23 protein-coding genes are annotated in these 23,620 nt (G+C 67.1%); 9 read left to right on the top strand and 14 right to left on the bottom strand.

Annotated elements, in window-relative coordinates; all coding sequences use genetic code 11:
- Window positions 1-26: 26 nt before the first annotated feature.
- The 5 genes from gatC to CFB46_RS03740 all read left to right on the top strand — a co-directional run bounded on the left by gatC (window position 27) and on the right by CFB46_RS03740 (window position 5,136).
- The gene (gatC, locus tag CFB46_RS03760) at window positions 27-326 is read left to right on the top strand and encodes an Asp-tRNA(Asn)/Glu-tRNA(Gln) amidotransferase subunit GatC (protein WP_089499282.1); all 300 of its coding nucleotides are present in this window, start codon (window positions 27-29) and stop codon (window positions 324-326) included.
- 69 nt (window positions 327-395) lie between these two features.
- Entirely contained in the window at window positions 396-1,886 is a 1,491-nt protein-coding gene (gene gatA / locus CFB46_RS03755) for an Asp-tRNA(Asn)/Glu-tRNA(Gln) amidotransferase subunit GatA (protein ID WP_027785746.1), read from the top strand.
- Between the two features lie 5 nt (window positions 1,887-1,891).
- Window positions 1,892-3,364 (top strand): Asp-tRNA(Asn)/Glu-tRNA(Gln) amidotransferase subunit GatB, encoded by a 1,473-nt coding sequence (gene gatB, locus CFB46_RS03750; protein ID WP_027785745.1) that lies wholly within the window; start codon window positions 1,892-1,894, stop codon window positions 3,362-3,364.
- A 117-nt stretch (window positions 3,365-3,481) separates the two neighbouring features.
- Window positions 3,482-4,321, top strand: coding sequence for a polyphosphate kinase 2 family protein (locus tag CFB46_RS03745; RefSeq protein WP_027785744.1), 840 nt, complete (start codon window positions 3,482-3,484; stop codon window positions 4,319-4,321).
- Between the two features lie 41 nt (window positions 4,322-4,362).
- Window positions 4,363-5,136 carry an exodeoxyribonuclease III gene (locus CFB46_RS03740; RefSeq protein WP_027785743.1) on the top strand — a complete coding sequence of 258 codons (774 nt, stop codon included), beginning with the start codon at window positions 4,363-4,365 and terminating at the stop codon, window positions 5,134-5,136.
- Between the two features lie 83 nt (window positions 5,137-5,219).
- Here CFB46_RS03740 and CFB46_RS03735 read toward each other — a convergent pair whose 3' ends face one another.
- Window positions 5,220-6,272 (bottom strand): NAD(P)-dependent alcohol dehydrogenase, encoded by a 1,053-nt coding sequence (locus CFB46_RS03735; protein ID WP_027785742.1) that lies wholly within the window; start codon window positions 6,270-6,272, stop codon window positions 5,220-5,222.
- A 226-nt stretch (window positions 6,273-6,498) separates the two neighbouring features.
- Here CFB46_RS03735 and CFB46_RS03730 point away from each other — a divergent pair, with 226 nt between their 5' ends.
- Window positions 6,499-7,467: an AraC family transcriptional regulator gene (locus CFB46_RS03730; RefSeq protein WP_027785741.1), complete on the top strand. Its 969-nt coding sequence runs from the start codon at window positions 6,499-6,501 to the stop codon at window positions 7,465-7,467.
- 22 nt (window positions 7,468-7,489) lie between these two features.
- On the opposite strand, the gene CFB46_RS03725 is transcribed toward CFB46_RS03730, so the two are convergent.
- From CFB46_RS03725 to argB, 7 genes are all read right to left on the bottom strand, one after another.
- Complete coding sequence (locus CFB46_RS03725) at window positions 7,490-8,542, bottom strand: M48 family metallopeptidase (RefSeq protein ID WP_089499332.1); 1,053 nt, start codon at window positions 8,540-8,542, stop codon at window positions 7,490-7,492.
- Window positions 8,532-9,953 (bottom strand): AmpG family muropeptide MFS transporter, encoded by a 1,422-nt coding sequence (locus tag CFB46_RS03720; RefSeq protein WP_027785739.1) that lies wholly within the window; start codon window positions 9,951-9,953, stop codon window positions 8,532-8,534. Before CFB46_RS03720 ends, CFB46_RS03725 begins: the two co-directional genes overlap by 11 nt.
- A gap of 117 nt (window positions 9,954-10,070) precedes the next feature.
- Window positions 10,071-10,679 carry a methionine biosynthesis protein MetW gene (gene metW / locus CFB46_RS03715; protein ID WP_021156285.1) on the bottom strand — a complete coding sequence of 203 codons (609 nt, stop codon included), beginning with the start codon at window positions 10,677-10,679 and terminating at the stop codon, window positions 10,071-10,073.
- The gene (gene metX / locus CFB46_RS03710) at window positions 10,676-11,821 is read right to left on the bottom strand and encodes a homoserine O-succinyltransferase MetX (RefSeq protein ID WP_027785738.1); all 1,146 of its coding nucleotides are present in this window, start codon (window positions 11,819-11,821) and stop codon (window positions 10,676-10,678) included. Before metX ends, metW begins: the two co-directional genes overlap by 4 nt.
- 267 nt (window positions 11,822-12,088) lie before the next feature.
- Window positions 12,089-12,751, bottom strand: a complete 663-nt coding sequence (gene slmA / locus CFB46_RS03700; protein WP_027785737.1) for a nucleoid occlusion factor SlmA — start codon at window positions 12,749-12,751, stop codon at window positions 12,089-12,091.
- Complete coding sequence (locus CFB46_RS03695; protein WP_027785736.1) at window positions 12,718-13,509, bottom strand: HAD-IA family hydrolase; 792 nt, start codon at window positions 13,507-13,509, stop codon at window positions 12,718-12,720. Before CFB46_RS03695 ends, slmA begins: the two co-directional genes overlap by 34 nt.
- Window positions 13,506-14,405: an acetylglutamate kinase gene (gene argB / locus CFB46_RS03690; RefSeq protein WP_027785735.1), complete on the bottom strand. Its 900-nt coding sequence runs from the start codon at window positions 14,403-14,405 to the stop codon at window positions 13,506-13,508. Before argB ends, CFB46_RS03695 begins: the two co-directional genes overlap by 4 nt.
- A gap of 293 nt (window positions 14,406-14,698) precedes the next feature.
- Here argB and CFB46_RS03680 point away from each other — a divergent pair, with 293 nt between their 5' ends.
- The 3 genes from CFB46_RS03680 to CFB46_RS03670 all read left to right on the top strand — a co-directional run bounded on the left by CFB46_RS03680 (window position 14,699) and on the right by CFB46_RS03670 (window position 17,004).
- Window positions 14,699-14,923 carry a cysteine-rich CWC family protein gene (locus CFB46_RS03680; RefSeq protein WP_027785734.1) on the top strand — a complete coding sequence of 75 codons (225 nt, stop codon included), beginning with the start codon at window positions 14,699-14,701 and terminating at the stop codon, window positions 14,921-14,923.
- 103 nt (window positions 14,924-15,026) lie between these two features.
- The gene (locus tag CFB46_RS03675) at window positions 15,027-16,448 is read left to right on the top strand and encodes an ATP-binding protein (protein WP_027785733.1); all 1,422 of its coding nucleotides are present in this window, start codon (window positions 15,027-15,029) and stop codon (window positions 16,446-16,448) included.
- 13 nt (window positions 16,449-16,461) lie between these two features.
- Window positions 16,462-17,004, top strand: coding sequence for a response regulator transcription factor (locus CFB46_RS03670; RefSeq protein ID WP_021156278.1), 543 nt, complete (start codon window positions 16,462-16,464; stop codon window positions 17,002-17,004).
- 70 nt (window positions 17,005-17,074) lie between these two features.
- Here the strand turns inward: CFB46_RS03670 and hslU are convergent, their stop codons facing one another.
- From hslU to xerC, 6 genes are all read right to left on the bottom strand, one after another.
- On the bottom strand, window positions 17,075-18,418 hold the full coding sequence (gene hslU / locus CFB46_RS03665; RefSeq protein ID WP_089499281.1) for an ATP-dependent protease ATPase subunit HslU: 1,344 nt from the start codon (window positions 18,416-18,418) through the stop codon (window positions 17,075-17,077).
- A 10-nt stretch (window positions 18,419-18,428) separates the two neighbouring features.
- Window positions 18,429-18,965, bottom strand: coding sequence for an ATP-dependent protease subunit HslV (gene hslV / locus CFB46_RS03660; RefSeq protein ID WP_006483683.1), 537 nt, complete (start codon window positions 18,963-18,965; stop codon window positions 18,429-18,431).
- Window positions 18,966-19,202: 237 nt separating this feature from the next.
- Window positions 19,203-19,619: an RNA polymerase-binding protein DksA gene (gene dksA, locus CFB46_RS03655; RefSeq protein WP_006477498.1), complete on the bottom strand. Its 417-nt coding sequence runs from the start codon at window positions 19,617-19,619 to the stop codon at window positions 19,203-19,205.
- A 497-nt stretch (window positions 19,620-20,116) separates the two neighbouring features.
- Window positions 20,117-21,226 carry a CobW family GTP-binding protein gene (locus CFB46_RS03645; protein ID WP_089499331.1) on the bottom strand — a complete coding sequence of 370 codons (1,110 nt, stop codon included), beginning with the start codon at window positions 21,224-21,226 and terminating at the stop codon, window positions 20,117-20,119.
- A 191-nt stretch (window positions 21,227-21,417) separates the two neighbouring features.
- Window positions 21,418-22,623: a class I SAM-dependent rRNA methyltransferase gene (locus CFB46_RS03640; RefSeq protein ID WP_089499280.1), complete on the bottom strand. Its 1,206-nt coding sequence runs from the start codon at window positions 22,621-22,623 to the stop codon at window positions 21,418-21,420.
- A gap of 76 nt (window positions 22,624-22,699) precedes the next feature.
- Window positions 22,700-23,620, bottom strand: coding sequence for a tyrosine recombinase XerC (xerC, locus tag CFB46_RS03635; protein WP_027785729.1), 921 nt, complete (start codon window positions 23,618-23,620; stop codon window positions 22,700-22,702).

The following is a 23,620-nucleotide window of genomic DNA, read 5'->3' as shown; positions in this document are numbered from 1 at the left end:
CGCAGCCTTGTTTTTCCGGTGATCGCATGGCCCTGACCCTGACCGATGTGAAACGCATCGCGCACCTCGCGCGACTCGAAATGGCCGACGCCGACGCCGAGCACATGCTCGGCCAGCTCAATGAATTCTTCGACCTCGTCGAACGGATGCAGGCGGTCGACACCGCCGGCATCGCGCCGCTTGCCCACCCGATCGAACAGATCCAGGAAGTCGCGCAGCGCCTGCGCGACGACGCCGTGACGGAAGTCGTCGATCGCGACGACAACCAGCGTCCGGCGCCGGCCGTCCAGGACGGCCTCTATCTCGTGCCGAAGGTGATCGAGTAAGCGTTCGATGAAAAGCGCGCCGGCCGGCCAGCGCCGCGCGCCACCCAGAATTCCCAGGAAAACCACTCAATGCACGCAAAAAGCCTGACCGAACTGCGCGCCGCGCTCGCCGCCAAGGAATGCTCGGCCGTCGAGCTCGCGCAGCTCTATCTGAAACGGATCGACGCCGCGCGCGACCTGAACGCGTTCGTCCATGTCGACGCCGACCTCACCCTCGCGCAGGCGAAAGCCGCCGACGCCGATCTCGCGCGCGGCGCGGGCGGCGCGTTGACCGGCCTGCCGATCGCGCACAAGGATGTGTTCGTCACGCGCGGCTGGCGCTCGACCGCCGGCTCGAAGATGCTCGCGAATTACGAGAGCCCGTTCGACGCGACCGTGGTCGCCCGCCTGCAGGCGGCCGGCATGGTCACGCTCGGCAAGACCAACATGGACGAGTTCGCGATGGGCTCGTCGAACGAGAATTCCGCGTTCGGCGCGGTGAAGAACCCGTGGGACACGAACGCGGTGCCGGGCGGCAGCTCGGGCGGCAGCTCGGCCGCCGTCGCCGCGCGCCTCGCGCCGGCCGCGACCGGCACCGACACCGGCGGCTCGATCCGCCAGCCCGCGTCGTTCGCGGGCGTGACCGGCATCAAGCCGACCTACGGCCGCGTGTCGCGCTACGGGATGATCGCGTTCGCGTCGTCGCTCGACCAGGGCGGCCCGATGGCGCAGAGCGCGTCCGACTGCGCGCTGCTGCTGAACGCGATGGCCGGTTTCGACGAGCGCGACTCGACGAGCCTCGAGCGCGACGACGAGGATTTCACGCGCCACCTCGGCCAGCCGTGGGCGGCCGGCAACGATGCGGCCAAGCCGCTCGCCGGCCTGCGCATCGGCTTGCCGAACGAGTATTTCGGCGAGGGCCTCGCAGACGACGTGCGCGCGACGATCGACGCGGCGCTCAAGCAATACGAAGCGCTCGGCGCGACCCTCGTGCCCGTGTCGCTGCCGAAGACGGAACTGTCGATCCCCGTGTACTACGTGATCGCGCCGGCCGAGGCATCGTCGAACCTGTCGCGTTTCGACGGCGTGCGCTTCGGCCACCGCGCCGCGCAGTACGGCGATCTGCTCGACATGTACAAGAAGTCGCGCGCCGAAGGCTTCGGCCCCGAGGTGAAGCGCCGGATTCTGGTCGGCGCGTACGTGCTGTCGCACGGCTACTACGACGCGTATTACCTGCAGGCGCAGAAGATCCGCCGCATCATCGCCAACGATTTCCAGGAAGCGTTCAAGTCCTGCGACGTGATCATGGGCCCGGCATCGCCGACGGTCGCATGGGATCTCGGCGCGAAGGGCGACGATCCGGTGCAGATGTATCTCGCGGATATCTACACGCTGTCGGTGAGCCTCGCCGGTCTGCCCGGCATGAGCGTGCCGTGCGGCTTCGGCGCGGGCGCGAACGCGAAGCGCCCGGTCGGTCTGCAGATCATCGGCAACTATTTCAACGAAGCCCGGATGCTGCAGGTCGCCGACGCGTTCCAGCGCGCGACCGACTGGCACAAGCAAGTACCGGCAGGAGTGTAAGCACCATGACTCAATGGGAAGTCGTTATCGGTCTCGAAACGCACGCGCAACTGTCGACCGTCTCGAAGATTTTCTCGGGCGCATCGACGCAGTTCGGCGCCGACCCGAACACGCAGGCGTGCCCGGTCGACCTGGCGCTGCCGGGCGTGCTGCCGGTGCTGAACCGCGGCGCGGTCGAGCGGGCGATCCGCTTCGGCCTCGCGATCGGCTCGACCATCGCGCCGCGCAGCATCTTCGCGCGCAAGAATTATTTCTACCCCGATCTGCCGAAGGGCTATCAGATCAGCCAGTACGAGATTCCGGTCGTGCAGGGCGGCCGGATCACGATCCAGGTGCCCGCCAACGAGAAGGCCGGCAAGGCCGCGTACGAGAAGACGGTCAACCTCACCCGTGCGCACCTCGAGGAAGACGCGGGCAAGTCGCTGCATGAAGACTTCGCCGGGATGACCGGGATCGACCTGAACCGCGCGGGCACGCCGCTGCTCGAGATCGTCACCGAGCCGGAAATGCGCAGCGCGGCCGAGGCCGTCGCATACGCGAAGGCGCTGCACGGGCTCGTCGTGTGGCTCGGCATCTGCGACGGCAACATGCAGGAAGGCTCGTTCCGCTGCGATGCGAACGTGTCGGTGCGCCCGGTCGGCCAGGAGAAGTTCGGCACGCGCGCGGAAATCAAGAACCTGAACTCGTTCAGGTTCCTCGAGGAAGCGATCAACTACGAAGTGCGCCGCCAGATCGAACTGATCGAGGACGGCGGCGAAGTCGTGCAGGAAACGCGCCTGTACGATCCGGACAAGCGCGAGACGCGTTCGATGCGCAGCAAGGAAGACGCGCACGATTACCGCTACTTCCCCGATCCCGACCTGATGCCGCTCGTGATCGGCCGGGACTGGGTCGAGCGCGTGCAGTCCGGCATGCCGGAGCTGCCGGCGGCGATGCAGCAGCGCTTCGTCGACGAGTACGGCGTGTCCGCGTACGACGCGGGCGTGCTGACGTCGAGTAAGGCGATGGCCGCGTACTTCGAAGCGGTGGTCGCGAAGGCCGGCGCGGCGAACGCGAAGATCGTCGCGAACTGGCTGATGGGCGACGTGTCGTCGCAACTGAACCGCGACGGCATCGAGATCGATGCGATTCCGGTGTCGGCCGCGCAGCTCGCGCTGTTGCTGCAGCGCATCGCCGACGGCACGATCTCGAACAAGATCGCGAAGGAAATCTTCGCCACGATCTGGGACGAGAAGGCGGACGACGAAGCCGCGGCCGACCGCATCATCGACGCGAAGGGGCTCAAGCAGATCTCCGACACCGGCGCGCTGGAAGCGATCATCGACGAGGTGCTCGCGGCGAACGCGAAGTCGGTCGAGGAGTTCCGCGCGGGCAAGGAAAAGGCGTTCAACGCGCTGATCGGCCAGGCGATGAAGGCGACGAAGGGCAAGGCCAATCCGCAGCAGGTCAACGAACTGCTGAAGAAGAAGCTCGGCTGAGCATGCGCGCGCGCCTGAACCGCGCTTGACGACGGGCCGCTCCGAACCAGTTCGGGGCGGCCCGTTGCGTTTGGTGGATGCGGTATCGTATGCACCACACCGCCCAAGGAGGAACGAATGGCGAAACAACCGTCGCTCGACGATTTCCGCGTGCCCTACAGCACGCGCGAGAAGGAAGCCGCCGCATTCAAGCTCGATGCGTTCGACCCGGCCGCGAAGCCGTTTTCGTCCGGCTCGAAGGAGGCCGACCGCGAACGGCTGTCGGTCGTCTCGACCGAGCTCGACGTGCAGCAGGAGCGCCTGCACACGCAGCAGAAGAAGCGCGTGCTGCTCGTGCTGCAGGGGATGGACACGAGCGGCAAGGACGGCACCGTGCGCGCGGTGTTTCGCGAGGTCGATCCGCTCGGCCTGCGCATCGTGCCGTTCAAGGCGCCGACGCCGATCGAGGCCGCGCACGACTTTCTGTGGCGCGTGCATGCGCAGGTGCCGGCGGCGGGCGAACTCGCGATCTTTAACCGCAGCCACTACGAAGACGTCCTCGTGCCGCGCGTGCTCGGCGCGATCGGCGACAAGGAGTGCGAGCGCCGCTACCGGCAGATCCGCGATTTCGAGACGATGCTGTTCGAGAACGGCACGACCATCGTCAAGTGCTTCCTGCACATCTCGAAGGACGAGCAGCGCGCGCGGCTGCAGGCGCGCATCGACGACCCGACCAAGCACTGGAAATTCGACATCTCCGATCTCGACGCGCGCAAGCACTGGGATGCCTACCAGTCCGCGTACCGCGAAGCGCTCGCCGCGACGTCGGCCGAGCACGCGCCGTGGTACGTGATCCCGGCGAATTCGAAGACGCACCGCAACGTGATGATCGCCGAGCTGCTGCTGCGCACGATGACCGACATGAAGCTGGAATTCCCGCCGCCGAAGCCCGAGCTCGAAGGCGTGAAGATCCGCTAAGCTGCCACCCTGTAAAAACATCGAACTGAACGGAACCCGACATGATGCGAGTGATCACCGCCAACCTGAACGGCATCCGCTCCGCCGCGAAGAAGGGCTTCTTCGACTGGCTCGGCGAGCAGAACGCCGATTGCGTGTGCGTGCAGGAAATCAAGGTATCGGCCGACGACCTGCCGGCCGAATTCGTCGAGCCGCACGGCTTCAAGAGCTATTTCCACCACGCCGAGAAGAAGGGTTACAGCGGCGCGGGCGTGTACAGCCGCCGCGAGCCCGATGACGTGATTATCGGCTTCGGCAGCAGCGAATTCGATGCCGAAGGGCGCTACGTCGAGGCGCGCTACGGCAAGCTGTCGGTCGTGTCGGTGTACGTGCCGTCCGGATCGAGCGGCGAAGAGCGCCAGCAGGCGAAGTACCGCTTCATGGCCGAATTCATGCCGCACCTCGCCGCGCTGAAGAAGAAGCGAGAGGTGATCCTGTGCGGCGACGTGAACATCGTCCACAAGGAAATCGACATCAAGAACTGGAAGAGCAACCAGAAGAACTCGGGCTGCCTGCCGGAAGAGCGCGAGTGGCTCACGAAGCTGTTCGACGACGTCGGCTACGTCGACGTGTTCCGCACGCTCGACCCGCGCCCCGAGCAGTACACGTGGTGGAGCAACCGCGGCCAGGCGTACGCGAAGAACGTCGGGTGGCGGATCGATTACCAGATCGCGACCCCGGGTGTGGCCGGCACCGCGAAAAGCACGTCGATCTTCAAGGACATCAAGTTCAGCGATCACGCGCCGCTGACGATCGACTACGACTACCAGAAGTGATTCCTGGGCTACGCGGTGCGCGTAGCCGCCGAATGCAGAACGGGCCGCATGTCGAACATGCGGCCCGTTGCGTTTGACGCGGCTTACTGCTTGATCGACGCCATGTCGATCACGAACCGGTACTTAACGTCGCTCTTCAGCATCCGCTCGTAGGCCGTGTTGATCTGCTGCATCGGAATCGTCTCGATATCGGAGGTGATCCCGTGCTCCGCGCAGAAGTCGAGCATTTCCTGCGTTTCCGCGATCCCGCCGATCAGCGAACCCGCGAGGCGGCGGCGCTTGAAGATCAGGTTGAACACCTGCGGCGACGGATGATCGTGCTCCGGCGCACCGACGAGCGTCATCGTCCCGTCGCGCTTCAGCAGGTTCAGGAACGGATTCAGGTCGTGCTGCGCGGCGACCGTGTTCAGGATGAAGTCGAAGCTGTTCAGGTGCGCGTTCATCTGCGCTTCGTCCTTCGAGATCACCACTTCGTGCGCGCCGAGCCGCTTGCCGTCCTCGATCTTCGACGGCGACGTCGTGAACAGCACGACGTGCGCGCCCATCGCGCGCGCGAGCTTCACGCCCATGTGGCCGAGGCCGCCGAGGCCGACGATCCCGACCTTCTTGCCCGGGCCGACGTTCCACTGGCGCAGCGGCGAATAGGTCGTGATCCCCGCGCACAGCAGAGGCGCGGCGCCGGCCGGGTCGAGCGTGTCCGGCACGCGCAGCACGAACGCCTCGTCGACGACGAGCTGCGTCGAATAGCCGCCGTACGTGATGTCGCCGGTCACGCGATCCTGACCGTTGTAGGTGCCGACGAAGCCGTTCTCGCAATACTGTTCGAGACCTTCCGCGCAGCTCGCGCAGGTGCGGCACGAATCGACGAGGCAGCCGACGCCGACCAGCTCGCCGACCTTGAAGCGCGACACTTGCGGGCCGGTCGCGGTCACGCGGCCGACGATTTCATGGCCGGGCACGACCGGATAGATCGTGTTGCGCCATTCGTTGCGCGCCTGGTGAAGATCCGAGTGGCAGACGCCGCAGTAGAGGACGTCGATCTGGACGTCGAGGTCGCGCAGCGCGCGACGCTGGAATTCGAACGGGGCGAGCGGCGACTGCGAATCGGTCGCTGCGTAGGCATAGGTTGTGCTCATGCAATGGCTCCTTGTCCGGAAAACATCCGGCGAAACAGACTGCCGCCGCACCATGTGGCGATGCGGCGAGACAGGTGCCTATCGTAAGGAGCGCACCGCCGCGGCGAAATACCCGAAGGTCTGGAAGATTTGCCTATTCCTCTCGAATTGCCCGCGAACAGCCGTCAAAATACGTTCACGGTGCTACATTGCGAGCCAGATTCTCTTGCCGGACAGGACCATGCCGATGAGCTTCCAGCCCCTTTTGGCCGACGCGGCCGAGCGCGTGCGGCGCCGCATGATCGAACTGCATACGCGCCTCGCGCCGAACGAGGGCGACACGCTCGCGGCGCTCGACGGCGTGCGCTTCATCCGCGTGACTCATCCCGCGCCGCGCATGCCCGTTCTGTACGAGCCGAGCATCATCGTCGTGTGCCAGGGGCGCAAGCTCGGCTATCTGGGCGATCGTTCGTTCGTGTACGACGCGCAGCAATACCTGGTGCTGTCGGTGCCGCTGCCGTTCGAGTGCGAGACGTTCGCGAGCATGGAGGAGCCGTTTCTCGCGATCTCGATCCGCGTCGATCTCGCGGTGATCGCCGAACTCGCGATCCTGCTCGACGAGACGCTCGGCGCGGCCGTCAGCGAGCCGCTCGGCATCTATTCGACCCCGCTCGACGCGCCGCTGGCCGACGCGGTCGTGCGGCTGCTCGAGGCGCTCGCCTCGCCGCACGACACGCGCGTGCTGGGGCCGGCGATCATGCGCGAGATCGCGTATCGCGTGCTGACCGGCGAGCAGGGCGACGCGATGCGCGCGGCGCTCGTGCAGCAGCATCATTTCGGTCGCATCGCGAAGGCGTTGCGGCGCATTCATGCGGAGCTGAAGGCCGATCTCGACGTCGAGACGCTCGCGCGCGAAGCCGGGATGAGCCTCGCGGTGTTCCACGCGCAGTTCAAGCACGTGACGGCGACGTCGCCGATGCAGTACGTGAAGACCGCGCGGCTGCATCAGGCGCGGCTGATGATGGTGCGCGACGGAGTGGGTGCCGGCACGGCGGCCGCGCGGGTCGGCTATGCGAGCGCGTCGCAGTTCAGCCGCGAATTCAAGCGGCTGTTCGGCCGCAGCCCGGGTGACGAACTGCGCTGGATGCGCGAGAGCGGCAGCCGTGCGGCGGGCGCGGCGTCGGCCAAGCCGGCCGCGGCCAACGCCGGCGCATGAAACGATCGGCTTCGCGGGCCGCTCAGCGCCGCACGATCTTGCGTCGCTGCGCGCTGATGCCCGCGTAGTCGGGCAGCGATTCGACGCGTTTGCCCGTCGCCTTCGCGTACAGCGGCATCAGGTCCGGCAGCCGGTTCAGCAGATCCTGGCGCCGCGCCGTGCTGTACGGGTGCGTGTAGATGAAGCCCGTCGTCTTGTTCGCGCGTGTCGCGACCGCGAGCTTGTCCCACAGCGTGATCGCCGCGCGCGGATCGAAGCCCGCGCGTGCGGCGATGTCGCCGCCGATCACGTCGGCTTCGGTCTCGTCGGTCGGATCGTAGTGGAGCGTCTGCAGGCGCTCGCCGAGGTTCAGTGCCTGCGGCAGCGGATCGCCGACGCCGAACAGCGGCGGCAGCGTGGCCGCGCGCAGCGACGTCTGCGAGGCTGCGCCGAAGTTGCTGCGCGCGTGTTCGCGCAGCGCGTGCGCGATGCCGTGCGCGAGCAGCACGCCGAGCTCGTCGTCGTTCAGGCGGATGCGGTCGAGCAGGCCGCCGTACACGAGCACCTTGCCGCCCGGCAGGCAGGTCAGGCGGATGTCGCGCGAGCGGATCGCGTTGACGTCCCATGCCCAGTTCTTTACGCGATCGTTCCACTTCACCGAATACGGCGCGAGCTTCGCGACGATCGCGCGCAGGCGCTTCACGCGCGGCTGGTTCGCGGCCAGCAGGCGGTTGCCGTCGGCGGCCGCCTGCACGATCTGCGCGTACTCGCTCGCGGTGAGCTGCTCGAGCAGCGGCGACGGAAGCAGCGTGCGGAACGCGATCTCGTTGCCGTAGCGGACCTGCTGCGGCGTCGGCGTATACGTCTTCGTCGACACGGCGCCGCCGGTCGGCTGCGCGGCTTCGGCGGCGGACGGCGCGGCGGGCGCGGCGGAAGTCGCCGGTGTGGATGGCGTTGCCTGCGCCGCGGCCGGCGCGGAGCCCGCCGCGGCCGAGCCGGTGTCGGCCGCGTGCGCGAACCCCGCGGCGAGTGCCGCGGCGCCGACGCTCAGCGAAGCCGCAACGCGCGCGACGCGATGCAGGCGCTTACTGAGCACGGCTGGCCTCGCCGTTGCGGGCGGCACCGTTCCACGGCGCGATCCTGAACAGCAGCAGCATGCCGGGAATCGCGAGCGCGGTGCACACGATGAAGTAGTCGTACCAGCCGATCTTCGCGACGACGAAGCCGCTCGCGGCCGACGCGAGCGTGCGCGGCACCGACGCGAGGCTCGTGAACAGCGCGAACTGCGTGGCCGTGTAGCGCGGGTCGGTCGTGCTCGCGATATACGCGACGAACGCGGCCATCGTCAGGCCGGTCGTGAAGGTTTCGAAGCCGTAGACGATTGCGAGCGCGACCGTCATCGGGCTGAATTGCGGCGCGACGGCAATGCCGAACACCGACAGCGCCGAAGCGATCGCATGGCTCGTCGAAACGGTGAAGTCGTAGAGCACCGCGAGCACGGGCGAGCCGGGGCCGAGCTGCGCGAGCCACGCGAAGCCGAGCGTCGACACCATCTGCAGCGCGCCGAAGATCCACAGCCCGCGGCCGATGCCGATCTTCACGAGCCAGATGCCGCCGATGATGCCGCCGGCGACGCTCGCGACGAGCGCGGTGGTCTTCGCGACGATGCCGATCTCGGTGCGCGTGAAGCCGATGTCGAGGAAGAACGACGTCGACAGCGTGGTGGCCATCGTGTCGCCGATCTTGAACAGGAAGATGAACGCGATGACGAGCAGCGCGCCGGCCCAGCCGTCGCGCTGGATGAATTCACGGAACGGCAGCACGATCGCGTCGCGCAGGTTGCGCGGCGGCGTGCCGACCACTTCCGGCTCGCGCACGACGAGCGTCATCAGGATGCCCGGCAGCATGAACGCGCCGGTGATCGCGAATACCGCGTCCCACGGCAGGTGGTCGGACAGGATCAGCGCCAGCGAGCCGGGGATCAGCGCGGCGAGCTTGTACGCGTTCACGTGCACCGCGTTGCCGAGCCCCTGCTCGGTGTCGCGCAGCAGCTCGCGGCGATACGCGTCGATCACGATGTCGGCGCTCGCGCCGAAGAACGCGACGAGCGTCGTGAGCGCGGCGACCGTCCAGATCGAGTCGCGCGGCGACACGAAGCCGAGCGCGGCGATCGCGCCCGCGACCAGCAACTGCGTGAGCAGCAGCCAGCCGCGCCGGCGGCCCGGCCGCCAGCCGGGCAGGCGCGGGATGTAGCGGTCCATCAGCGGCGCCCACAGGAACTTCCACGTATACGGGAACTGGATCAGCGCGAACAGGCCGATTTCCTTCAGGTTCACGCCTTCGGAGCGCAGCCATGCCTGCACGAGGTAGACGAGCGTGAAGAGGGGCAGCCCGGACGTGAAGCCCAGAAACACGCAGATCAGCATGTGCGTGTTCAGATAGGCGCGCCAGCCGGGGTGATCCTCGTGAGCGGTGAGTGCGGGCGCCTCGTGTGGCGTTTTCGACATGGAGTGGAACTGGGTAGCGTTGACTGACGGCGGCGGTAGCGCAGGCGGCGCGGACGGGCGCAGGAGGGGCGGCCGCGCGCGTGGGCGGGCCGGATCTTCCGTCAACGGCTCCCCGGCTCAGCTGCGCTTGACGCGATAGACAGCAAGACTACCACGCCAGTTCGCTCCCCATCGAATCGGCTGGCCTTCGTGCAGCACGACGCGGTCGAGGATCGTGACACCGACCTCCGGCGCGAGCGCCTCGAAATCCTTGATCGTCAGCACCCGCACGTTCGGCGTGTTGTGCCACTGGTACGGCAGCGATTTCGATACCGGCATGCGGCCGTGCAGCACCGACAGCCGGTGCGACCAGTAGCCGAAGTTCGGGAACGACACGATGCACTCGCGCCCGACGCGCGCCGTTTCGCGCAGGATCGCGGCCGTCTGGTGGATCGTCTGCAAAGTTTGCGACAGGATCGCGATGTCGAAGCTGTGATCCTCGAACAGGCGCAGGCCGTCCTCGAGGTTCTGCTGGATCACGTTGATGCCGTTTTTCGCGCTCGCGAGCACGCCCGCGTCGTTCAGCTCGATCCCGTAGCCGGTGACGTCCAGCTCCTCCATCAGCAGCGCGAGCAGCGAGCCGTCGCCGCAGCCGAGGTCGAGCACGGTCGAGCGCGGCTCGACCCAGCGGGCGATCGTGCGGAAGTCCGCGCGCGCGGACAGGGAATTCAGCGCTTGCTGGTTCATGCTCCCACCTCGATGGCGATTCGTTCGTAATACGCGCGGATCAGGTTGTGATAGCGCGCGTCGTCGAGCAGGAACGCGTCGTGGCCGTGCGGCGCATCGATTTCCGCGTAGCTGACCGTGCGCTTGTTGTCGAGCAGCGCCTTCACGATCTCGCGCGAGCGCGCCGGCGCGAAGCGCCAGTCGGTCGAGAAGCTCGCGATCAGGTATTTCGCTTGCGTCTGTGCGAGCGCGGCCGTCAGGTTGCCGTCGAACGCCTTCGCCGGGTCGAAATAGTCGAGCGCGCGCGTGATCAGCAGGTAGGTGTTCGCGTCGAAGTAGTCGGCGAACTTGTCGCCCTGGTAGCGCAGGTACGACTCGACCTCGAATTCGACGTCGAAGCTGAAGTTGTACGCATCGAGTGCGCCGTCCGCGCGGCGCAGCGCCCGGCCGAATTTCTCGGCCATGTCGTCGTCGGACAGATACGTGATGTGGCCGATCATCCGCGCGACGCGCAGGCCGCGCTTCGGTTTCACGCCGTGCGCGTAATAGTCGCCGCCGTGGAAGTCGGGGTCGGACAGGATCGCCGAGCGCGCGACCTCGTTGAACGCGATGTTCTGCGCGGACAGCTTCGGCGTCGACGCGATGTCGATGCAGTGCGCGACGCGCTCCGGATACATCAGGCTCCACGCGAGCGCCTGCATCCCGCCGAGGCTGCCGCCCATCACGGCGGCAAAGCGCTCGATGCCGAACGCGTCGGCGACGCGCGCCTGCGCATGCACCCAGTCCTCGACGGTCACCACCGGGAACTTCGCGCCGTACGGCTTGCCGGTCGACGGATCGATGCTCATCGGGCCGGTCGAGCCGAAGCACGAACCGAGGTTGTTTACGCCGATCACGAAGAAGCGGTTGGTGTCGAGCGGCTTGGCCGGCCCGACCATGTTGTCCCACCAGCCGGTGCTGCGCGGATCGTCCGCGTAGACGCCGGCGACGTGATGCGACGCGTTGAGTGCGTGGCAGACGAGCACCGCGTTCGAGCGCGCGGCGTTGAGCTCGCCGTACGTCTCGACGACGAGCTGATAGTTGCCGAGCGCGCTGCCGTTTTGCAAACGCAGCGGTTCGGCGAAGTGCATGGTCTGTGGAGCGACGATGCCGATCGATTCCATTCGTTCCGCCTTATGACTGGGCGGCTAAATGGTGTCGGCGAGGCGCGGAGTCGGAGATGCGCGGCTGACGACCTCTTTAGCCGCATTTGTAGTGAACCGCCGGGACAAAGAGAAACCAAGGCCCCGGCCGGTTCGCGCGCCCGCAATCGAGTCAGCAAATCGGCGCGCTTCCGACCTGCCGCCAAGGGGGCGGCAGGTCGGCAAAGTATAGCGGAAATTGCGAAGCGCGGATTTCGGCGCGTGGCCGAGCGCGCCGTCAGACGCCGCTCACTGCAGGATCAGCCGCAACTGCGCATCGGCCTGCTCGCCGGGCGGCTTCTGGAATCCGCCCTTCGCGAAGCGATGCCACCTGCCGATCACATAGCTGACGAGCAGGCTCGCCCGCACAGCCGGATCGTAATCGGCCGGCAGCACGAACGGCGCCGCGCCGTCGGGCGCGCCCGCTTCCGTGCGCGCGACGCGCAGGCATTGCTTGACGGTCGCCTCGATACGGTCGAGCAACTGGTTCACGCGCTCGGTGAGCCGCTCGTCCTCGCCGACGAGCGCCTCGCCCGTCAGCACGCGCGTCATCCCGGGATTCTTCGCGGCGAAATTGAGCATCGTCAGCGCGATCGTGCGTGCCTGCAGCACGCCGTTCGGCTCCTTCGCGACGATCTGGTTGACGAGGCCGAACAGCGACTGCTCGATGAACTCGATCAGCCCTTCGTACATCTTCGCCTTGCTCGCGAAGTGCCGGTACAGCGCGGCTTCCGACACGTCGAGCCGGGCCGCGAGCGCGGCGGTCGTGATCTTCTCGGATTTCGGCGCCTCGAGCATCGCGGCGAGCGTCTGCAGGATCATCACGCGCCGCTCGCCCGGCTTCGGGCGCGGGCGCGAGGGTGTGGCCTGGCCTTCCGTTACGGCTTGGTCCTGCGGGTGAGTCGGCTGCATTTTTGTCGCCCCGATCGAGTGCCCAGTCGCAGCGATTTTAACGAACGAATCCGCTGGTCGACATAAAGCGGGCGCCCGGTGCCCGGCAGATGGCCCGGCAGGTGCCCCGTGATCCATACCGTGCCGATGCCGAGGCGCTTGTAGTGCTTCAGGTGGCTGCGGGTATCCTCGACGAGGATCGCGTCGGCCGCACGCGCATGCGCGGCGCGCAGTATCCGGCGCAGCATCGCGTGGTCGGGCTTGGCGCGCCACGCACGGCGGTCGCGCATGTGTTCGATCGCGATCACGCGCTCGAACAGCCGCTCGATGCGCAGCTCGTGCAGCACCGCGCGCGCGTAGTGCTCCGGCGCGTTGGTCAGCACCAGCTTGCGACCCGGCAGCGCGGCGACGATGCGCGCGAGGCCGCGCTCGGCGCGCACCATCGCGGGCAGGTCGGAAAACGTGTGGACCACGCGCAGGAAGTCGTGCGGGTCGATCGGGTGATGGCGCGTGAGGCCGAGCAGCGCGGCGCCGTAGCGCTCGGTGTAGCCGTTGCGCAGGCGGTCGGCTTCGGCTCGCCCGACCTGCAGCGCGTCGATGATGTATTGCGTCATCGCACGGTTGATCTCCGGAAAGATCGCGTGCGACGCGTGGTGCAGCGTGTTGTCGAGATCGAACAGCCAGACGGGCGCGCCGGCGCGCGGCCGGCTGCGCGAGATGCGTCGGCGCCGCAACGGGGCCGGCAGAGCCGAGCCGGCAGGCGGGCGGCGCGCGCTCAATGCGAGCGGATCATCGTGCCGAACGGCTGCTCGGTCAGGATTTCCAGCAGCACCGAGTGCTCGATCCGGCCATCGACGATGTGCACCGACTTCACGCCGCTCTTCGCCGCGTCGAGCGCCGACGAAATCTTCGGCAGCATGCCGCCCGAAATCGTGCCGTCCTCGAACAGTGCGTCGATCTCGCGTGCGGACAGGTCGGTCAGCAGGTTGCCGTCCTTGTCCATCACGCCCGGGATGTTGGTCATCATCAGCAGCTTCTCGGCGTTCAGCACGGTCGCGAGCTTGCCCGCGACGAGGTCTGCGTTGATGTTGTACGAGAGGCCGTCCTGACCGAGGCCGATCGGCGAGATCACCGGGATGAACGCATCGTCCTGCAGCGCCTTCACGACGGCCGGGTTGATCGCCTCGACTTCGCCGACCTGGCCGATGTCGATGTACTGGCCCGGGTTGTCGCGGTCCGGCATCAGCAGCTTGCGCGCGTGGATCAGGCCGCCGTCCTTGCCCGTCAGGCCCACCGCGTGGCCGCCGAAGTGGTTGATTAGCATCACGATGTCCTGCTGCACTTCGCCGCCGAGCACCCATTCGACGACTTCCATCGTCTCTTCGTCGGTGACGCGCATGCCCTGGATGAAGGTGCCGGCCTTGCCGATCTTCTTCAGCGCGTGATCGATCTGCGGACCGCCGCCGTGGACGATCACCGGGTTGATGCCGACCAGTTTCAGCAGGATCACGTCGCGCGCGAAGCCTTGCTTGAGCCGCTCTTCCGTCATCGCGTTGCCGCCGTATTTGATGACCACGGTCTTGCCGTGGTAGCGACGGATATACGGCAGCGCCTCCGCGAGGATTTCTGCTTTCAGCGTGGGGGCGATCTGCGAGAGGTCGATGGGCTCGGACATGGCGGCGGCTCTGGCTGGGAACGGTTGAAACAGGGCGAATTGTACAGGAGTGGCGCAGCGCAGCATCGGGTTTTTGGGCCGGCCGGAACACCGGCGGCGCGACGCGGCATCGCACGCGGCGGCCCGCCGGCTATGGCGCGGCACGATTCGAGCGTGGTCGCGCTGAGGGCGCCGACGGGCGGGTGCGCGTGCGTTTGCGGCCGACTTCGGCCGGGCGGCCGGCGTGCAAAATTCAGCCGCCGCGCTATGCTTGTCGCGTAGGGCGATGTCCCGCCCGCTTCCGCGAATGCGCCATGACCGATTCCGCCGCCGACGCCCGTTCCGCCCCGCGCCGTGCGCGCTGCCCGCACTGCGGGCGCGGCTTCGACTGCGGCGCGCACACGCAGCCGTTCGACTGCTGGTGCGCGTCGATGCCGGTGCTGCCCGACGGCACGCCGCCGGCGGCCGGTGCGCGATGCCGATGCCCCGAGTGCCTGGCTGACGAGATTGCGCAGCGCATGGCCGGCGCGGCCGGTTGACGAGGCGCCGCCGGAGGCCCCGCCGCGCACGCGCGTCGCCCGTTCGTGCGCGCGGATCCGGCCCCGCTAGAGGCGCGGGGCGCTAAACGGGTAAACTGCCCGGATGCAACGAATCACCACCACCGGGCGCGTCAACCTCAGTCACCTGTTCTGGCTCCGCAATCTCGCGATCATCGGCCAGCTCGTGACGATCGGCGTCGTGCAGACCTATTTCGGCGTACATCTGCCGCTGCCGGCGATGCTGATGGTCATCGCGCTCGAAATCGTTTTCAACGCGCTGACCTGGGTGCGCGTGCTGCGCGCGCGGCCCGAGACCAATTTCGAGCTGCTCGGCCAGCTGTGGGTCGACCTCGGTGCGCTGTCCGCACTGCTGTTCCTGTCGGGCGGCACGACCAACCCGTTCGTGTCGCTGTACCTGCCGTCGCTCGCGATCGCGGCGGCCGTGCTGCCGTGGCACCTGATGATCTGGCTCGCGGCGTTCGCGGTCGCGTGCTACGCGGCGCTCGGCTTCGATTCGGTGCCGCTCAACATGGACAATCCGGCGAACCTGTTCGACTACTACCGCACCGGCATGTGGGCGAACTTCATGGTCAGCGTCGGGCTGATCGCGTGGTTCGTCGCGCGCATGTCGAATGCGCTGCGCCAGCGCGACGCGGCGCTTGGCGAAGCGCAGCAGCACCTGCTGCGCGACGAGCGGGCGGTCGCGCTCGGCGTGCAGGCCGCCACCGTCGCGCACGAAATGGGCACGCCGCTGTCGACGATCGCGATGCTCGCCGAGGAGTTGCGCGACGCGGCGCGCGCCGATCCGGGGCTGGCGCGCTACGAGGCCGACCTGAAGGTGCTCGAGGAGCAGATGACGCTCTGCACGTCGGCGCTCGCGCGCCTGCGCAGCCGCGCGAGCACGCCGGCGAGCCGCCAGCCGGTGGACGACTGGCTCGACACGTTCGTCGAGCACTGGCGCCTGCGGCATCCGCACGTGCAGTTCGAGTTGCTCGGCGCGCGTCCGTCGGGCGTCGCGCTCGACGATACGGTCGCGGCCGGCCAGATCCTGACGATCCTGCTCGACAACGCCGCGCGCGCGAGCCCGCAGCGCGTGACGCTCGCCGCGAAGGTCGCGCACGACCGCGCGGCCGACGAAATCGAATTCGAGGTATGCGACGACGGGCCCGGCATTCCGGCCGCGCTGCGCGAATCGCTCGGCGCGATGCCGGTCGACAGCACGCAGGGCGGGCACGGCGTCGGCCTGTATCTCGCGTTCAGTGCGGCCGCGCGGCTGGGCGGCGAGATCGAACTGTCCGATGTCACGCCGCGTGCGGCGGGCGGCAACGGGCGGGCCGGCGGTGCGGCGAACGGCCACGCGGCGGCCACATCGGGACAACGCACGGGTGCACGTGCAGCCGAACGGCCAACCGGCACGCCGGACAGCCGCCCGCCGGCCGGCGCAGCGGCCGTGCGCGGCACGCGGGCCGTGCTGCGCCTGCCGGTCGTGCGTGTCGCGATGCCGGCTGCCTCAACCAACACGTAGACGGAGAAACCACATGAGCGAGAACAACTTCCTGGTGATCGACGACAACGAGGTGTTCGCGGGCACGCTCGCGCGCGGCCTCGAGCGCCGCGGTTACGCGGTTCAGCAGGCGCACGACAAGGAGGCGGCGCTCCGGCTCGCCGCGGGCGGCAAGTTCCAGTTCATCACCGTCGACCTGCATCTCGGCGAGGATTCGGGGCTGAGCCTGATCGCGCCGTTGTGCGATCTGCAGCCCGATGCGCGGATTCTAGTGCTGACCGGCTACGCGAGCATCGCGACCGCCGTGCAGGCCGTGAAGGAAGGCGCCGACAACTACCTCGCGAAGCCGGCGAACGTCGAGTCGATCCTGGCCGCGCTGCAGACCAACGCGACCGAAGTGCAGGCCGACGAGGCGCTCGAGAATCCGGTCGTGCTGTCGGTCGACCGGCTCGAATGGGAGCACATCCAGCGCGTGCTGGCCGAGAACAACAACAACATTTCGGCGACCGCGCGCGCGCTGAACATGCACCGCCGCACACTGCAGCGCAAGCTCGCGAAGAAGCCGGTTCGGCAATAAGCGGCACACCAACGAAAACGGGCGGCCCCCGACGAAGGGGCCGCCCGTTTTTCATCCGGCGCCGCGCGCGTTACAGCACGTAGCGCGACAGGTCTTCGTCCTGCGACACTTCGCCGAGCGCGCGGTCGACGTACTTCGCGTCGATCGTCACGCGCTCGCCGGCGTGGTTGCCCGCCGAGAACGACACTTCCTCGAGCAGCTTCTCGATCACCGTGTACAGCCGGCGAGCACCGATGTTCTCGGTTTTCTCGTTAACCGCGAATGCGATCTCGGCGAGGCGCCGGATACCGTCGTCGGCGAATTCGAGCTGCACGTCTTCGGTCGCGAGCAGTGCCTGGTACTGCTTGACGAGGCTCGCGTCGGTCGCATCGAGGATCGCCTCGAAGTCTTCGACCGACAGCGAATCGAGCTCGACGCGGATCGGGAAGCGCCCCTGCAGTTCGGGAATCAGGTCGCTCGGCTTCGCGAGGTGGAATGCGCCGCTCGCGATGAACAGGATGTGATCGGTCTTCACCATCCCGTACTTCGTGTTGACCGTCGTGCCCTCGACGAGCGGCAGCAGGTCGCGTTGCACGCCCTGGCGCGACACTTCACCGCCGGCGCCTTCGTTGTTGCGCGACGTGATCTTGTCGATCTCGTCGAGGAACACGATGCCGTTCTGCTCGACGTTCTGCACGGCCTTCGTCTTCACTTCCTCTTCGTTCAGCATCTTCGCCGCTTCCTCGTCGGTCAGCAGCTTCAGCGCTTCCTTGATCTTCACCTTGCGGCGCTGCTTCTTGCCGCTGCCGAGGTTCGAGAACATCGAGCGGATCTGCTCGGTCATCTCTTCCATCCCGGGCGGCGCCATGATGTCCATGCCGACCGACGGCTGCTCGAGGTCGAGCTCGACTTCCTTGTCGTCGAGCTGGCCTTCGCGTAGGCGCTTGCGGAACGTCTGGCGCGTCGCGTTGTTGTCGTCGTTCGCGTGGTCGGCATTGCCGCCGAAGCCCACCGCGCGCGGTTGCGGCAGCAGGATGTCGAGGATGCGGTCTTCCGCCTGATCGGTCGCCTTGCTGCGCACCTTGCGCATCTCGGTTTCGCGCGTCTGCTTGACCGACGTTTCCATCAGGTCGCGCACGATGCTGTCGACGTCGCGGCCGACGTAGCCGACTTCGGTGAACTTGGTCGCTTCGATCTTGATGAACGGCGCATCGGCGAGCTTCGCGAGGCGGCGCGCGATTTCGGTCTTGCCGACGCCCGTCGGCCCGATCATCAGGATGTTCTTCGGGGTGATTTCCTGGCGCAGCGGGTCGGCGACCTGCTGGCGGCGCCAGCGGTTGCGCAGCGCGACGGCGACGGCCTTCTTCGCCTTCGCCTGGCCGATGATGTGCTTGTCGAGTTCCGAGACGATCTCGGCAGGGGTCATGGTGCTCATGGGGCTGTCCTTACTCGATCGTTTCGATGATGCGGTTGTGGTTCGTGTAGATGCACATGTCGCCGGCGATCCCCAGCGACTTCTCGACGATCTCGCGCGGCGACAGGTCGGTATTCTCGACGAGCGCGCGGGCCGCGGCCTGCGCGTACGCGCCGCCCGAGCCGATTGCGCAGATGCCGCCTTCCGGATCGAGCACGTCGCCGTTGCCGGTGATCACGAGCGTGGTGGTCGCATCTGCCGTGATCAGCATCGCCTCGAGGCGGCGCAGCATCCGGTCGGTGCGCCAGTCCTTCGCGAGCTCGACGGCCGCGCGGGTGAGGTTGCCCTGGTGCTTCTCTAGCTTCGCCTCGAAGCGATCGAGGAGCGAGAACGCATCGGCGGTGCCGCCCGCGAATCCGACCAGAACCTGGTTGTTGTAGATCCGCCGCACTTTCCGCGCGCCACCCTTCATGACGATGTTGCCGAGGGTTACCTGGCCGTCGCCGCCGAGCGCGACCTTGTCGCCGCGCCGGACCGAAACGATGGTCGTGCCGTGAAATTGCTCCATCTGCGTTCCTTGAGAAAAACGGGGAAGAGTCGGGCGGCGCGAGGCGCCGCCGCGTGAATCCGCAGTGCGCCGGGAAGCGGCCCGGCGCGCGTCCGTTTCATTTTAGGGCGGGCGCCGGGATATCAAGAGGGGGAGACAAATCGGCCGGCGGCCGGGAGCCGGCGCCGGAAAAACAAAAAGCGCGCGGCAGGCCGCGCGCTTCCGGGAAGCAGCGTGTCTGAGCGGAATGCCGCTCGATCAGTCGCCGAACAGCTTCTGGCGCAGCTCGCGGCGCTCCTGCGCCTCGAGCGACAGCGTGGCGGTCGGACGCGCGAGCAGGCGCGGAATGCCGATCGGTTCGCCGGTTTCCTCACACCAGCCGTAGTCGCCGGAATCGATGCGGGCGAGCGACTGCTGAACCTTCTTGAGGAGCTTGCGTTCGCGATCGCGCGTGCGCAACTCGAGCGCGTGCTCTTCCTCGATGGTCGCGCGGTCGGCGGGATCGGGAACGATCACCGTCTCGCGCAGGTTCTCGGTCGTCTGGCCTGCATTCTTGAGGATGTCCGCCTGCAACTGTTCGAGCCGATTTTTGAAGAAGGCGAGCTGATCCTCATTCATGTAATCCTTGTCGCTCATCTTCAGGATTTCGGCTTCGGTCAAGAGTTTCTTCGTCATCTGCTTGCTTCTTCAATGTGCGGCAAATCGAGAGATAGTGCCTGCACTTTGGGATTACCCGCAACCGCCCTTGCAATCATTTGCGATTTGCCGCCGCGGGGCCGAAAGCCTCTGGAAAACCGGTTCTCAAATACCAGGATAGGCCTGGCGCGGATTTGCGCGCGCTGCGAACCGGTATGCTGCGCGGCAGATCGCATCGGCCGCGGCCGGGAGGCGGATGGGCGATCCGGCGCGGTTGCGATGCCCGGATAAAACTGGTTCAGCAAGAACCGGGCCTGTTTGTTGCCGTACTCCAGCGGGCACGTATTGTAACTGAATCGCAAGCGGCCGCCGTATCGGGTCGATCCCCGTCGGTCGCGCCGATATCTAGAAAATATAACGCGCAAATCGCGAAAAAGCGATGACGGCGAAACCCTGCCCGGAAAAGGCGCCGCGCGGCTGACGCGGCTGCCTGCGAAGGCGGCCGGGCAGCGCGGGACGGCAGGCGCCCGCGCGGGTCAGGCGAGGCAGGCGTCGAGGCCGTCGGTGATCAGGTCCTGCGGCAGGTCGACGCCGATGAACACCATCTTGTTGGTCTTCTTCTCGGCCGGCAGCCACTTGGCGGCGAGGTCGCTGCCCATCATCTGGTGCACGCCCTGGAACACGACCTTGCGGTCGACGCCCTTCATGTACAGCACGCCCTTGTAGCGCAGCATCCGCTCGCCGTAGATCTGCAGGATGCCGCCGAGGAAGTCTTCCAGCTTGTTCGGATCGAACGGGCGGTCGTTGCGGTACACGAACGACTTGATCTTGTCGTCGTGGTGCGCGTGGTGATGATTGTGGTGGCCGTGATCGTGGCCGTGATCGTGGCCGTGATCGTGGCCGTGATCGTGCGCGCATTGACCGTGATCGTGGTCGCAACCGGCGTGATCGTGATCATGGTCGTGATCGTGGTGGTCGTGCGCGTGATCGTCCTCGGCGAGGAAATCGGGATCGATCTCGAGCTTCGCGTTCAGATTGAAGCCGCGCAGGTCGAAGATTTCCTTGATGTCCGCTTCGCCGAAATTCACGACCTTGATCGCGGCCTTCGGGTTCATGTGCATCAGGCGGTGCTTGAGGCCGGCGACGGTCTGGTCGTCGACCAGGTCCGACTTCGTGATGAACAGGCGGTCGGCGAAACCGACCTGGCGCTGCACCACTTCGTGTTCGTCGAGTTGCGCGTTCGCGTGCTTCGCGTCGACCAGCGTGATGACCGCGTCGAGCAGGAAATCGTCGGCGATTTCGCTGTCGATGAAAAACGTCTGCGCGACGGGGCCCGGGTTCGCGAGGCCGGTCGTCTCGATCACGATGCGGTCGAAGTCGAGTTTGCCTTCGCGCTTTTTCGCGGCCAGATCGCCGAGCGCGCGGGCGAGGTCGCCGCGGATCGTGCAGCAGATGCAGCCGTTGCTCATCTGGATGATCTGCTCGTTCGAATCCTGCACGAGGATTTCGTTGTCGATGTTCTCTTCGCCGAACTCGTTCTCGATCACGGCGATCTTCATGCCGTGCTGTTCGTTCAGGATGCGCTTGAGCAGCGTCGTCTTGCCGCTGCCGAGGAAGCCGGTGAGGATGGTGACGGGAGTGGCCATGTCGGTCGCCTGTGGTTCGTGAATCGGGGTCAAAACCAGGATGTGCGTCGCGCCCTCGCGCTGCGAGCCGGGGCGCACAACTATCCATTGAAACATACCTGTCAAGCCCCCGCCCGTCGTCCGGACGACAGGCGAAAGCGCTGGCCCGCCAGCGGGCGGCAGGCGCGGTCGTGCGCGCTAGATCGGGGCGATCAGACGATTTGCAACAGCAGGCCCTTCAGATATTCGCCTTCCGGGAAAGCGGCGAGCAGCGGGTGATCGACGCCCGCGCCGAGCCGCTTCAGGATGCGCGCGTCGACCTTCGCGTCGGCGGCCGCGCCCGCGACGATCTTCTGGAACAGGTCCATGTCGATCGCACCCGAACACGAGTACGTGAACAGCAGGCCGCCCGGGCGCAGCAGCTTGAAGCCGCTCAGGTTGATGTCCTTGTACGCGCGCGCCGCGCGATCGACGCTGTCGCGGGTCGGCGCGAACTTCGGCGGGTCGAGCACGATCAGGTCGAAACGCTCGCCTTCGTCGACGAGGCGGCGCAGCGTCTTGAATGCATCCGCGTCGAGCCAGGTCGCGCGCTCCGCGTCGAAGCCGTTGGCGACGACGTTCTGCTGCGCGAGCGCGAGCGCATCGCCCGACGAGTCGATCGACACGACGCGTTTCGCGCCGCCCTTGAGCGCCGCGAGCGAGAAGCCGCCGGTGTAGCAGAAGCAGTTGAGCACATCGCGGTCGGCCGCGTACTGCGCGACGAGCGCGCGGTTGTCGCGCTGGTCGACGTAGAAGCCCGTCTTGTGGCCGTTCGGCACGTCGACGTGATAGCGCACGCCGTTTTCGCTCGCGATCAGCGTCGCGGGCGGCGCGTCGCCGGCCAGCACGCCGGTCGTCTGTTCGAGCCCTTCCTTGTCGCGGATCGACACGTCCGAGCGCTCGTACACGTTCGGGCAGCCGGTCGCGCCGACGAGCGCCGCGACGATCGCTTCCTTCCACGCTTCGACGCCGGCCGCCATGAACTGGCACACGAGCTGCCCGCGCGGCGGCGCGCCGGCTTCGGCGACGTAGTAGTCGACGATCAGCCCCGGCAGCCCGTCGGCTTCGCCGAACACGAGCCGCACCGCGCCCGTGCCCGACACCATCGTCGTACGGTGCGCGACCGCGCGCTGCACGCGGCGCTTGAAGAACGCGTGATCGATCGGCTCGCTCTCGTCGAAGCTCCACACCCGCACGCGGATTTGCGACTGCGGGCTGTACGCGCCGCGCGCGAGAAAGCGGCCGTCGTGCGCGCGCACGAGCACGGTCGCGCCGGGCGCGGGCTTGCCGTCGACGCGGTCGATCGCATTGGCGTAGATCCACGGATGGCGGCGCAGCAGCGATTTTTCCTTGGACGGCTTGAGGGTGACGGTTTGCATGATGGGATCGAAATGGGCTTGGCGCGACGCCGGCCGATGCCGGCCGCCGCGCGCGGCGGGTAACACGGGACGTGCGTCAGTCGCGCTTCTTCGCGCGCGGATGCGCGCTGTCGTAAATCTTCGCGAGATGCTGGAAGTCGAGCGACGTATAGACCTGCGTCGCGGCGACGCTCGCGTGGCCCAGCAGTTCCTGCACCGCGCGCAGGTCGCCGCTCGATTGCAGCACGTGCGTCGCGAACGAGTGGCGCAGCACGTGCGGGTGGACGTTGGCGGGGATGCCGGCGGCGAGCGCCGCGCGCTTCACGCGTTCGCGCACGACGCCCGGCGACATCCGGTTGCCGCGCACCGACACGAACAGCGGATGCGGATCGTGCTTCACGAATTCGCCGCGCACCGCGAGCCACGCGTTCAACGCGTCGATCGCCTTGCGGCCGACCGGCACCTTGCGTTCCTTGTTGCCCTTGCCGCGCACGGTGACTTCGGCTTCGGCGAGATCGAGCCAGCCGGCCGAGCGGTAGCCGTCGGCCTGCGTGTACCTGACGTCGAGCCCCACCAGTTCGGCGAGGCGCAGCCCCGACGAATAGAACAGCTCGAGGATCGCGTGGTCGCGGATGCCTTCGGTCGTTTCGGGCAGCGGTGTATCCATGAGTGCGACCGCATCGTCGACCGACAGCGCTTTGGGCAGCGATTTCTCGCGTTTGGGCGCGCGTACGCCGGCGACGGGATTCGCGGGCATCTCGATGCGTTGTGCGAACCAGCGATAGAACGCGCGCCATGCGGAAAGCCGGTGCGAGATCGAGCGTGCGGACAGCCCGGCCGCGTGTGCGCGCACGACCGCGCCGCGCATGTCGACGGCGGTCAATGCTTCGAGCGGCCGGCCGGCCGCGAGCTTTTTCAGTTCGTCGAGTTCGTGTGCGTACCCGCGCAGCGTGTGCTCCGACAGCTGCCTGACGTGCTTCAGGTTCGACAGGTAGGCGGCGATCGGATCGTCGGTCAT

Origin of the sequence: Burkholderia sp. HI2761 (assembly GCF_002223355.1) — a bacterium.
Lineage (GTDB): Bacteria > Pseudomonadota > Gammaproteobacteria > Burkholderiales > Burkholderiaceae > Burkholderia.
The sequence above is the reverse complement of the archived record's forward strand: the minus strand, read 5'-3'. Positions and strand labels throughout refer to the sequence as shown.

What these genes read in the sequence shown, in the direction of transcription:
- gatC (WP_089499282.1), top strand. Translation starts at nt 27, where the DNA reads ATGGCCCTGACCCTGACCGATGTGAAACGCATCGCGCACCTCGCGCGA.
- gatA (WP_027785746.1), top strand. Translation starts at nt 396, where the DNA reads ATGCACGCAAAAAGCCTGACCGAACTGCGCGCCGCGCTCGCCGCCAAG.
- gatB (WP_027785745.1), top strand. Translation starts at nt 1,892, where the DNA reads ATGACTCAATGGGAAGTCGTTATCGGTCTCGAAACGCACGCGCAACTG.
- CFB46_RS03745 (WP_027785744.1), top strand. Translation starts at nt 3,482, where the DNA reads ATGGCGAAACAACCGTCGCTCGACGATTTCCGCGTGCCCTACAGCACG.
- CFB46_RS03740 (WP_027785743.1), top strand. Translation starts at nt 4,363, where the DNA reads ATGATGCGAGTGATCACCGCCAACCTGAACGGCATCCGCTCCGCCGCG.
- CFB46_RS03735 (WP_027785742.1), bottom strand. Translation starts at nt 6,272, where the DNA reads ATGAGCACAACCTATGCCTACGCAGCGACCGATTCGCAGTCGCCGCTC.
- CFB46_RS03730 (WP_027785741.1), top strand. Translation starts at nt 6,499, where the DNA reads ATGAGCTTCCAGCCCCTTTTGGCCGACGCGGCCGAGCGCGTGCGGCGC.
- CFB46_RS03720 (WP_027785739.1), bottom strand. Translation starts at nt 9,953, where the DNA reads ATGTCGAAAACGCCACACGAGGCGCCCGCACTCACCGCTCACGAGGAT.
- metW (WP_021156285.1), bottom strand. Translation starts at nt 10,679, where the DNA reads ATGAACCAGCAAGCGCTGAATTCCCTGTCCGCGCGCGCGGACTTCCGC.
- metX (WP_027785738.1), bottom strand. Translation starts at nt 11,821, where the DNA reads ATGGAATCGATCGGCATCGTCGCTCCACAGACCATGCACTTCGCCGAA.
- slmA (WP_027785737.1), bottom strand. Translation starts at nt 12,751, where the DNA reads ATGCAGCCGACTCACCCGCAGGACCAAGCCGTAACGGAAGGCCAGGCC.
- argB (WP_027785735.1), bottom strand. Translation starts at nt 14,405, where the DNA reads ATGTCCGAGCCCATCGACCTCTCGCAGATCGCCCCCACGCTGAAAGCA.
- CFB46_RS03680 (WP_027785734.1), top strand. Translation starts at nt 14,699, where the DNA reads ATGACCGATTCCGCCGCCGACGCCCGTTCCGCCCCGCGCCGTGCGCGC.
- CFB46_RS03675 (WP_027785733.1), top strand. Translation starts at nt 15,027, where the DNA reads ATGCAACGAATCACCACCACCGGGCGCGTCAACCTCAGTCACCTGTTC.
- CFB46_RS03670 (WP_021156278.1), top strand. Translation starts at nt 16,462, where the DNA reads ATGAGCGAGAACAACTTCCTGGTGATCGACGACAACGAGGTGTTCGCG.
- hslU (WP_089499281.1), bottom strand. Translation starts at nt 18,418, where the DNA reads ATGAGCACCATGACCCCTGCCGAGATCGTCTCGGAACTCGACAAGCAC.
- hslV (WP_006483683.1), bottom strand. Translation starts at nt 18,965, where the DNA reads ATGGAGCAATTTCACGGCACGACCATCGTTTCGGTCCGGCGCGGCGAC.
- dksA (WP_006477498.1), bottom strand. Translation starts at nt 19,619, where the DNA reads ATGACGAAGAAACTCTTGACCGAAGCCGAAATCCTGAAGATGAGCGAC.
- CFB46_RS03645 (WP_089499331.1), bottom strand. Translation starts at nt 21,226, where the DNA reads ATGGCCACTCCCGTCACCATCCTCACCGGCTTCCTCGGCAGCGGCAAG.
- CFB46_RS03640 (WP_089499280.1), bottom strand. Translation starts at nt 22,623, where the DNA reads ATGCAAACCGTCACCCTCAAGCCGTCCAAGGAAAAATCGCTGCTGCGC.
- xerC (WP_027785729.1), bottom strand. Translation starts at nt 23,620, where the DNA reads ATGACCGACGATCCGATCGCCGCCTACCTGTCGAACCTGAAGCACGTC.